The sequence below is a fragment of the Streptomyces sp. SID1328 genome (genome assembly GCF_009865595.1).
GTDB lineage: Bacteria > Actinomycetota > Actinomycetes > Streptomycetales > Streptomycetaceae > Streptomyces > Streptomyces griseoluteus.
Map to the genome: position 1 here is coordinate 1 of NZ_WWKH01000418.1, position 11041 is coordinate 11041.

The 11041-nt window shown below is 73.8% G+C and carries 3 protein-coding genes; all 3 read right to left on the bottom strand.

The annotated features are described in order from the left end of the window. A partial coding sequence (locus GT030_RS12575; protein WP_161201180.1) for a non-ribosomal peptide synthetase occupies positions 1-2092 on the bottom strand: 2092 nt, incomplete at its 3' end. A 50-nt stretch (positions 2093-2142) separates the two neighbouring features. Further along, the gene (locus GT030_RS12580) at positions 2143-7080 is read right to left on the bottom strand and encodes a non-ribosomal peptide synthetase (RefSeq protein ID WP_161201181.1); all 4938 of its coding nucleotides are present in this window, start codon (positions 7078-7080) and stop codon (positions 2143-2145) included. Beyond that, the coding region (locus tag GT030_RS12585) for an amino acid adenylation domain-containing protein (protein WP_161201182.1) at positions 7077-11041 on the bottom strand (3965 nt) is incomplete at its 5' end. The genes GT030_RS12585 and GT030_RS12580, both read right to left, overlap by 4 nt.

The following is an 11041-nucleotide window of genomic DNA, read 5'->3' on the forward strand; positions in this document are numbered from 1 at the left end:
GCCCGGCGAGCAGCCCGAGCAACTCCCGGACGAGGACGCGCACCGAGACGCCGTCCGCGACGACGTGGTGCAGATCGAGCAGGAGCCGCCGGTCGCCGGCGAGACGGGCCCGGAGCAACGGGGGCGCGGCGAGGTCGAAGGGGCGCACGAACCCGCCTTCGCCGGCGTCCGTTTCGAGGCGGACGGTGACGTCGTCGACGACCTCCTGCTGGATGCCGTCCCCGTCGGCGGTCAGCCGTGTGCGCAGCGCCTCGTGCCGGTCCAGCAGGGTGTTCAGGGCCGCCTGGAGCCGCTCCGGGTCCACGGGCGCGCCGAAGTCCAGCCGCACGGGGATGTTGTACGCGACCGAGTCCGGGTCCGCATGCCAGAGCGCGTACAGCCCACGCTGGGCGGGATGCGCCGGGCCGGTGCGACCGCCGGCGCGCGGTACCGGTGCGGTGGCCTCCCCGGCGTGCGCCAGCAGGGCGCGCATCCCGGCCGGGGTGGGCACCGCGTACACCTGGCGGAAGCCGAGCCGCCGGCCGAGCCGGGCCTCGATCCGGTCGAGCAGCGCTCCGAGTCGTACGGAGTCGCCGCCGAGGGCGAAGAAGTCGCTGTCCGGGCCGATCGCCGCCGGGTCCTGCCCGAGCACCTGGGCCCACAGCCCGGTCAGCTCGTCCGGCGCGGGAGTGCCGTCGTGCGTGCGGGGTGCGGGCAGCCGGGCGGTGTCGACCTTGCCGCTGGCCTTCAGCGGCAGCCGGTCGAGGACGGTGAGGTGGGCCGGGAGCAGGTAGCGGGGCAGCCGCTCCGCGAGCGCGGTGCGCAGGGCGCCGGGGTCCGTGTCGGTGACCGCGTACGCGCTCAGCCGGGCCTCCCCCGCCTCGTCGCGCACGGCGACCGTGTGGGCCTGGCGTACGGCGGACAGGGCGAGCAGGGCGGCGGTCACCTCGGCGGGCTCCACCAGGTTGCCCAGGATCTTGACCTGCTGGTCGGCGCGCCCGTGAAAACGGACCACACCGTCCGGATCGCGGGTGACCAGGTCGCCGGTGCGGTAGCGGCCGCCGGGGAAGCGGGCGGCCGTAAGCTCCGGGTCCCCGAGGTAGCCGCGGGCCACCCCGGCACCGCCCACCCACAGTTCACCCTCGGTACCGTCCGGCACCGGCCGCCCGGCCTGGTCACACACGTACAGTTCGGTGCCCGCGACGGCGCGGCCGATGGGCACCGGGTCCGGGACGGGGGCGGTGATCCGGTGCACGGTGGTGAAGACGGTGTTCTCGGTGGGCCCGTAACCGTTGTAGAGCGCCAGCCCCGGACAGTGCGCGAGCACCCGCCCCGCCTGTCCCGCCGAGACGACGTCGCCGCCGGTCATCAGGGTGTGCAGGCCCGTGAACATGGCAGGATCGTGGTCGGCCATGCGGTGGAACAGGGGCGCCGTCAGCCAGGCGAAGCCGATCCGCTCCCGGCGCAGGAACCGCGCGTACGCGGCCGGGCGGGCCATGGTCTCCGCATCGGCGATGTGCAGCGAACCCCCGTTCAGCAGCGTGCCCCACACCTCGAGCGTGGCCGCGTCGAACTCCGGGGCGGCACCGTGGGCGGCCCGCGTCCCGGCCGGCAGCCAGGGGTGCTCCGGGGCGCGGACCAGCCGCACCACGCCCCGCTGTTCGACGACGACCCCCTTGGGGACGCCTGTGCTTCCCGAGGTGAACATGACGTAGGCCGGAGGTGTTCCACCGGCATCCGCGACCGCCGCAGCGGTACGGGCCGCCGCCCTCACCTCGGCGACCGACACCCCCGCGCCCGGCGGACCCACGACGAGCCTCGGCCGGGCGTGCTCGGTGATCCACCGCAGCCGGGCAGCGGGCCAGCCGGGGTTGAGCGGGAGGTAAGCGGCCCCGGCCAGCACCGTACCGACGAGCGCGGTCACCCCGGCCACCGAGCGGCCGCCGAGCAGCCCGACCAGGTCTCCCCGGCGCACGCCCAGCCCGGCCAGCCCGAGCGCGAACTCCTCCGACCGTGAGGCGAGTTCGCCATACGTCAGCCTCGTCGTGCCGTCACTCACGGCCAGGGCGCCGGGCGTCCTGGCCGCCCGGTCCCGAAACATTTCCGCGATCACCGTGTGCTCCTCCCCCGTCGTACCCCGTGGTGCGCCGCCCGGTGCGGCGGTCAGATCTGTTCGGCCAGGGCGCGCAGCCGCGCCGTGAACGCCTCGGCGCCGCCCTCTCCGGCGGCACGCCGCCCCACCTCGGCGGTGAAGGCGGCCAGCGTCGGATTCTCGAAGAGCGCCCGCACCGGCACGGTGAGGCCGAGCAGGTCCTCGATGCCGTACGTGACCTGGGTGACCAGCAGCGAGTGGCCGCCGAGGACGAAGAAGTCGTCCTCCGGGGCCGGGGGCGCGTCCGTGAGCAGCACCTCGGCCCACAGCGCGCCCAGTACCCGGCCCAGCAGCACCCCGTCCGGCCCGGACGGACCCGATGCCGGAGCGGGCGCGTGCGGTGCCGGGGCCTCGGGTGCCGTGCCGAGAGCGCCCAGTTCCGGCAGTTCGTACGCCGAGATCCGGCGCCCGGTGTCCGCCGCGAGCCGGCCGAGCAGGCGCAGCCAGCCCGCGCACAGGGTGTCGACGGTGGCCTTGTCGAACAGGTCCGTCCGGTAGGTGAAGGTGCCGCCCAGCGTGCCGTCCCGCTGTTCCAGCATCAGCTCCAGATCGAACTTGGCGGTGCTGTGGGCGGGCCGCAGCTCCTCGGCGGTGACGCCGGGGAGCTCGAGGGCCTCGGCGCCCGCGTCGTCCAGGGAGAACACCACCTGGAAGACTGGGTTGTGGCCGAGGTCGCGGCGCGGGCGCAGCTCCTCCACCACCCGCTCGAAGGGCACGTCCTGATGGGCGTAGCCGTCGAGCGCGGTGTCGCGCACGCGGGTGAGCAGGTCGCCGAAGACGGGATCGTCGTCGACCCGGACGCGCAGCGCGAGCACGTTGGTGAAGAAGCCGAGCACCGGCTCGAGTTCGACCCGGGTGCGGCCCGAGGCTGGGGTCCCGACGACGATTTCCGGGTCGCCGCCCGCGCGGGCGAGGAGCAGGTCGAAGGCGGCGAGCAGGGTCATGAACAGGGTGGCGCCGCGTTCCCGGCCGTAGGCACGCAAAGCGCCGTACACCTCGTCGGGGACGGTGAAGGCGACGGAGGCCCCCGCGCGGGTGACGGCGGGGGTGCGGGGCCGGTCCAGCGGCAGGTTGGTGGTCTCGGGGGCGCCGGCCAAACGCTCCCGCCAGTGCGCGAGACCCGCCCGGCCCTCGTCGCCGTCGAGCCAGGCGCGCTGCCAGACCGCGAAGTCGGCGTACTGGAGGGTCAGTGGGGCGAGACCGGCCGGGCGACCCTCGGTGTGCGCGGTGTACAACTCGGAGAGTTCGCGCAGCAGCAGGCCCGAGGACCAGCCGTCGGTGGCGATGTGGTGCTGGTTCAGCAGCAGCAGGTGCTCGTCCGTGCCGGTGGTGACGAGCGCGGCCCGGATCAGCGGGCCGTGCTCCAGGTCGAAGGGGCGCAGTTCGTCGGCGCGGATCAGCTCGCGTACGGCGGCGTCGCGGGTGGTGTCGTCCAGCCCGGACAGGTCGGCCGACGTCAGCGGCACGCTCACCGAGTCCCGCACGATCTGTACGGGACGTCCGCCAGTGCCGCGTACGTACACGGTGCGCAGCGCCTCGTGCCGGTCGGCCAGCGCCTGCAGGGCGGCGGCGAGGGCCTCGGTGTCCAGCGGGCCGCGCAGCCGGAAAGCCTCGGGGACGTTGTAGCTGACGTCGCCCTCGCCGAGCCGGTCGAGGAACCAGAGCTGGTCCTGCGCGTAGGACAGCGGATGCCCGGCCGGATCGCGCGGGACCGGCGTGACGGGGTGCTCCGCGCGGCCGTCGCCCGCACGGCCCAGCTCGGCGGCGAGGGCGGCCACGGTCGGATGCTGGTAGAGGGTGCGCAGGGGCACCTCACGGCCGAGCACCCGGCGCATCCGGGAGACGACCTGGGTCATCAGCAGCGAACTTCCGCCCAGGGCGAAGAAGTTGTCCGACCTGCCGACCTCGGTGAGCCCCAGCACCTCGGCCCAGATCCCGGCGAGGAGTTCCTCGACCGGCGTGCGGGGCGCGCCTGCGGACGCGGCGCCGCGTCCAAAGACGGAGGCGGGTTCGGGCAGCGCGCGCCGGTTGATCTTGCCGTTGGCGTTCAGCGGCATCTCGTCCAGGGTGACGAGCACCGAGGGCAGCATGTAGGCGGGCAGCCGGTCGACCAGGTACGGGGTGAGGTCGGGCCGGGCGGCGGAGACGAACGTGACGTAGCCGACGAGGCGGGTCTCCCCGGTGCCGCCGGCGGTGTGCACGACGACGACGGCATTGTCCACGTCCGGGTGGGCGCGCAGCACGGACTCGATCTCGCCCAGCTCGATACGGAAGCCGTTGACCTTCACCTGGTTGTCGATCCGGCCGAGGATCTCCAGGACCCCGTCCGGCCGGTACCGGGCGAGGTCGCCGGACCGGTACAGCCGGGCGCCGGGCTCGGCGGAGAACGGGTCGGGCAGATAGCGCTGGGCGGTGCGCGCCGGGTCCCGGTGGTAACCGCGGCCGACGCCGGCCCCGCCGACGTACAGCTCGCCGGGGACGCCGACGGGCTGCGGCTGGAGGCGGTCGTTGAGGACGTACACCTGGTTGTTGCCAGTGGGGCGGCCGATCGGGACGATGCCTTCGATGACCTCGGGGACCTCAGCGCGGGCCAGGGTGGCGTTGTCGATCGCGGTCTCGCTGAGGCCGTAGGCGGCGACGATCTGGGTGTCGGGGCGGCACAGGGCGCGCACCCGCATGTAGTCCCGGGCGTACCAGATGTCGCTGCCGGCGACGAGCAGGTCCAGGAAGGCCAGGTCGGCGCCGGTCTCCTCCAAGTGGTCGACCAGCGCGGCCAGGATGGGAGTGATGAACTCGGCGCTGTTGACGCCCTCGGCCACCATCAGCCGGTACAGGTCCGGCGGTGACATCACCGTCTCGTGCGGTACGACGACCAGCTTGGCCCCGCTGAACAGGGCGCGGGTGGCGTCGGCGATGAAGATGTCGAAGGCGAAGCTGGTCATCTGCAGGTGCGAGCGCATCGGGTGGCCGCCCAGGTAGGCGGACTCCCAGAAGCGGAAGTAGTTCACGTAGTTGGCGTGCGTGACCATGGCGCACTTCGGGGTCCCGGTGGAGCCCGAGGTGTAGAACATGCAGGACAGATTGTCCGGGGCGACCTCGGTGTCCGGGGCGGTGTCGGGCAGCCCGGCCAGCGACCCGGCCTCCTCGTCGAGCAGCAGCGCGCCCTGAACCGGGGGCAGGTCGCGCAGGGTGTCGGTGGTGGTCACGACCAGAGGCACGGCCGCGTGCGCCAGCATGTACTCCAGCCGCTCGCGGGGATACTCGGGGTCGAGCGGTACGTACACCCCGCCCGACTTGAGCACGCCGAGGAAGGCGACGACGGTGTCCACCCCGCGTTCCATGCAGACGCCGACCGGGGTCTCGGCGCGCACCCCGCGCCGGCGGAGCAGGTGGGCGAGCCGGTTGGCGCGGCGGTCGAGTTCCGCGTAGGTCAGCCGGTCGTCGCCCTTGACCACGGCGGGCGCGTCCGGGGTGCGGGCGGCCTGGGCCTCGAACAGGGCGTGCATGGTGGGTTCTTCGCCGACCGGGAAGGCGGTGTCGTTCCAGGCGCGCAGCTGGCGGTGCTCCTCCTCGGGAGTGAGCAGGGGCACGGTGGCCACGGGGGCGTCGGGCGCGGCGACCAGCTCGGCCAGGAGGCGCAGCCAGTGCCCGGCGGCCCGGCGCATGGTGGCCGCATCGAACAGGTCGGTGGCGTACTCCAGTTCGCCCTGGAAGCCGTCGCCCTTCTGGATGAGGTCGAGGCTCAGGTCGAACTTGGAGGTGAGCCGCTCGTCCTCCAGCAGTTCCGCGGTGAGCCCCGGCAGGGTCAGCTCGCCGGTCTGCCCGGCGGCGAGCATGCCGAAGCTGGCCTGCACCAGTGGCGAGTAGCTGGGGTCGCGCTCGGGCTCGACCACCCGGACCACGTCGTCGAACTGGACCTCCATGTTCTCGAAGGCCGCGTACACCGACTCGGCGACCTGTGCGAGCAGCGGGCGGAACCCGGCAGCCGGGTCCACGTCGGCACGGATCGCCAGGGTGTTGACGAAGCAGCCGATCAGCGGGTCGAGGTCGGGTTCCGGACGCCGGACGACGGGCACGCCGACGGCCAGGTCGTGCTGGCCGGTGTAGCGGGCGAGCAGCACGAAGAAGGCGGACAGCATGACGGCGAACGGGGTGACACCCTCCTCCTCCGCCAGCCGCTCCACCGCTGCCGTGAGTTCCGGGCCCACCTCGAAGGGGGCAGCGGCGCCCTGGTAGCTCTGCACGGCGGGCCTGGGGCGGTCGGCGGGCAGCTGGAGGGTGGGTGGCGGGGTGGCGAACCGCTCCTGCCAGAAGCGCAGTTGCCCGGTGACGTCGGTGGTGCGGCTGCGCTCGGCGTAGTCGGCGTACTGCAGGGTCAGCGTAGGCAGTCCGGGTTCGCGGCCCTCGGTGTACGCGGTGTACAGCTCGCCCAGCTCGGCGAGGAGGACCCCGCAGGAGGAGCCGTCGAAGACGATGTGGTGGAAGGTGAGCACCAGAACGTGGTCGGTGGCCCCGGCGCGCACCAGGGCGGCCCGCACGACGGGGCCCTCCGCCAGGTCGAAGGGTGCGTGGGTCTCCTCACTGACGAGCTTGCGGAGCAGGTCCTCGCGCTCGTCGGCCGGGGTTGCGGACAGGTCGTGCACGGGCAGCGGCACATGGGCGCCGGCCAGGGTGACGGCCACGGGCACACCGTCGCGGTCGGGGAAGCGGGTGCGCAGCACCTCGTGCCGGGTGACGATCTCGCGCAGGCAGCGCTGGAGCACCCCGATGTCGAGGGCGCCGCGCAGCCGCAGCACGACGGGCAGATTGTAGAGCGAACCACCGGGCTGCACCCGGTCCATGAACCAGAGCTGCTGCTGCGACAGGGACAGCGGCCGGTCGGGACCGTTGGCGTCCTCGGGCGCGGCGGCGGGGGTGCGGCGGCGGGTGTGGCGCGGAACGATGGTCATCGGGCGTCCTCCGTGCTGTCGTCCCGGTGCGCGGCCAGCGCCTCGACCTCGGCGCACAGCCGCTCGGCGTAGGCGTCGATCCGCTCGGCGGGCAGGGCGGCGGCGTCGTACTGCACGACGAGCCGTGTTCCCGCGGGGCCGAGGTCGGCGTTGGAGGCGAGGGCGAACCCGACGTCGACGGTGTCGTCGTGCTCGGAGACCACGCGGGAGCCGTCCGTGGCGGGGGCGATACCGCCGAAGCGGGTGAAGTTGAAGAAGGAGTCGAACAGGGCTCCCGCTGCCGCCAGTTGCTGGATGTCGGCGAGCGGCAGCAGGTGGTGGCCCATGAGGGACTGCTCGTACTCCCAGAGCCGGCCGGCCAGACCGGGCGCACCGGGGTCGGTGCGGACCGGGAGAGTGTTGAGGAACAGGCCCAGGGTGCGGTCGCCGCCCTCCTCGGCGGGGCGGGCGCTGACCACCAGGCCGGTGACGACGTCGCCCGAGCCGTCGGTGCCGAAGGCAGCGGCCAGCGCGCGGACGTGCGCGGCGAGCAGCAGCGACTTCACCGGCACCCCGGCCCGCCGCGCGGCCTCGTCCAGGACTTGGGCGGTGGCCCCGGAGGGCTCCAGCGCGCGAGAGGTACCGATGACGGGGACGCGTTCCCCGGCGAGCCGGAGCGGGCTGACCCCGGCCAGGGTGTCGCGCCAGAAGGCGCGGGTGCCGGTGTCCTCGCGGGCGGCGAGTTCGGCCTCGACGTGGTACCGGTAGGGCAGCACGGGACCGGCGTCGGGGGCCGGGGTGCCGGTGTGGTGGTGGTCGAGGCGGGCCAGCAGTTCGCTGGTCATCAGGTGCAGGCTGAGGCCGTCCAGCACGCCGTGGAAATGGGTCTGCACCAGCGCGTAGGTGTGCTCGCCGGTGCGCAGGGCGTGCAGGCGCAGCATGGGGGCGCGCCAGTCGAACGGGGTGGCCTTCTCCGTGTCCACGATCTCCCGCACCCTGCGCTCCCGTTCCTCCTCGGGCAGGCCTGTGAGGTCCTCGGTGCGCACCGGCACGGTGGCCCGCTCGTGCACGAGCTGCATCGGGCGGCTGAAGGCGGCCAGGTCGAAGGAGGTGCGCAGGATGTCGTGGGCCGCCGTCAGGTCCTCGGCGGCAAGAGCGAGGGCCTCCGGAGCCCAGGGGCCTTCGACGGTGTCGACGGTGACGACGTGGTACGCGTGCCCGTCGCCCTCGGAGAGTTCGCCGAGGTAGACCATGCCGAGCTGGAGGGCGGTGAGCGGGTAGGCGTCACTCACCCCGGCGGGGACCAGCGCCCGGTCGGGCGGGGCGAGCAGGGCGAACGGTGCTCCGGCGGCCGGTTCAGCGGCGCGGGTGCCCTCTATGCCGGCCGCCAGGGCTCGTACGGTCTGGTTGCGGAACACGTCCCGCAACGGGAAGGACAGGCCCGCCTTGACGGCGGCGGCGCGCATCCTGATGGCACGGATGGAGTCGCCGCCGACGGCGAAGAAGTTGTCGTCGGCTCCGATTCCCGCCCGGCCGAGCACCTCCTCCCAGATGGCGATGAGGGCGCGTTCGGTGGCGGTGGTGGGCCGGGCCGTGGTGCGGGGCCGCTCGGGCGCGGGCAACGCGGCCCGGTCGACCTTGCCGTTGACGGTGAGCGGCAGGGCGTCCAGCAGGACCACCGTGGCCGGGACGAGGGGTTCGGGGAGCCGCTGGGCGAGCCACTGGCGCAGGAGAGCCGCGTCCGGCACGGCGACGGGCGGTTCGGCGGCCGGGCGGGGGTCGTCCCGGTACTCGGGGCGGACCGCGCACAGCGTGAACCGGTCGGTTCCCTCGAGGAGTTCGTCCTGTTCCCAGAACACCTCGAAACCGTGCCCGCGCAGGTGGCCGGCGATCTCGGCGAGCCGTCCGTGCGGGGCGGCGCCGGTGTCGTCGTGGACCTCCATGGCGATCTGCTGAACCCCGGCCAGGTGCGCGTCGTCCAAGCCGCGCAGCACGTCCCACTCGGCGCGCTGTACGTCGATCTTCAACAGGTCGATCCGGTCGATCCCGGTCTCGGTGAGCACGTCGGAGAGCCGGCGCAGCCGGGCCTGTTCCTCGTGCGGGGTGAAGCGGTCGGCGAGGATCTCGGACACCTCGCCGAGGAGTTCGTCGTCGCGCCGGTTCTCCAGGAAGGTCTGGACGAGCGCGATCTCGGCCTCGGGGTCGGCGTACTCGGCCTGACCGGACATCATGGAGTAACCGGGGTAGACGGTGAACGCGGCCGACTGTTCGCGGTCGGAGAGGCCGAAGTCGAAGATGTCGGTGGGCCCGGTGCGGTGGCGGAGGTTCTCCGTGAGGCGGGCGTGGGCCTCGGGCAGCGGCTCGAAGGCGAGGATGCGGGCGCCGGGGCAGGCCCGGTCCACGAGGAGCGAGAACATGCCGATGTTGGCACCGACGTCGACGACGACCGCGTCCTCGCGCAAGGTGATCCCACCGCGCAGATAGGTCTGCTGGACGAAGATCTCGTCGAAGAGGTAGCGGGTCTCGTGCGGGTTGATCCCGGCGATGTCCTCGACGTTCAGCGCGCGTCCGGTGGCGCGGCGGGGCACGGCGTAGCCGACGAGGGAGCCGGGGCCGCCCGTCTCGTCCACCCGCCAGTCGGCGACCGCCTGGGCGACGGCGGGATGCTGGGCGAGCACGGCGCCGATCTCGGCGGGCTCGGCCCGGTAGCCGTTGATCTTGAGTTGTTCGTCGGCGCGGCCGAGGTGGGCGAGGCGTCCGTCGGGCAGGAAGCGCACCCGGTCGCCGGTGCGGTAGCCGCGTACGCCGTCGACTGTGGTGAAGCGGGCGGCGGTGGCCTCCGGGTCGCCCCAGTAGCAGCGTGCCACCTGCGGGCCGGTGACGAAGAGTTCACCGGGGATGCCCGGCGGCACGGGCCGCCCCTCCTCGTCCAGCACACGGACCCGGAAGCCGGGCAGCGGGCGACCGATGGAGGGCTCGGTGTCCGGGGTGACGGGGGCGGCGGTGACGTCGACGGTGCACTCGGTGGGCCCGTAGACGTTGACGGCGCGTACGCCCTCCAGCGCGGCCACCCGTTGCCACAGCTCGGCGTCGACCGGCTCGCCGCCGATCAGCAGCAGGCCGGGCAGGCGCTGGCCGCTCTCCCGGTGGTCGAGGACGAGCCGCAGGTGGGAAGGGGTGCAGTCGAGCACGTCGGCGCCCCGGTCGGCCAGCTCGCGCAGCAGCGCCGGCACGTCTCGCCTGGTCTCCTCGGAGACCAGGCACAGGGAGCGGCCTGCGGCGAGCTGCACGAGCTGCTTCATGGAGGCGTCGAAACCGAAGGAGGCGTTGACGGCGACCGTGAGGTCCTCGGGGGCGTCCGCGTACACGGTTGCTTCGAGGGCGTCGAAGAGGTGGGCGGCGCTGCCGTGTTCGACGACGACGGGGCGGGGGGTACCGGTGGAGCCGGAGGTGAAGATGACGTACGCCGGGTCGCCGGTCGCAACCGGGTGCGGCTCGGCGGAGGCGGCGGACGCGGCGGACGCCTCGAGTTCGAGGGTGGGCAGGGTGCCGGAGAGGCCGCGCAGGGCGGCGGAGCCCTTGGGGGCGACGGCGAGGGCCGCGTCCACGGAGACGGAGAGGCGGCGCAGCCAGGATGCGGGGTGGGCCGGGTCGAGCGGGACGTACACGGCTCCGGCGCGCAGCACGCCCAGGAAGGCGGCGACGGTGACGGCGGAGCGCTCGCCGAGGACGACGACACGGTCGCCGGGTCCGACGCCCTGTTCCCGCAGGCGGGCGGTGACCGAGGCCGCGGCGGTGTCGAGTTCGGCGAAGGTGAGGGTGGTGTCGGGGGCCGCGACGGCGGTCCGGGCGGGGTCGGCGCCGGGGACGGCCGCGTCGAGCAGACCGAGCAGGGTGCGCTCGCCGAGGGGGGCGGCGGTGCCCTCCCACTCGGCCAGCAGCGCGGCCTCGGCGTCCTCGGGACGGCCGCCGGTGAGCTGGG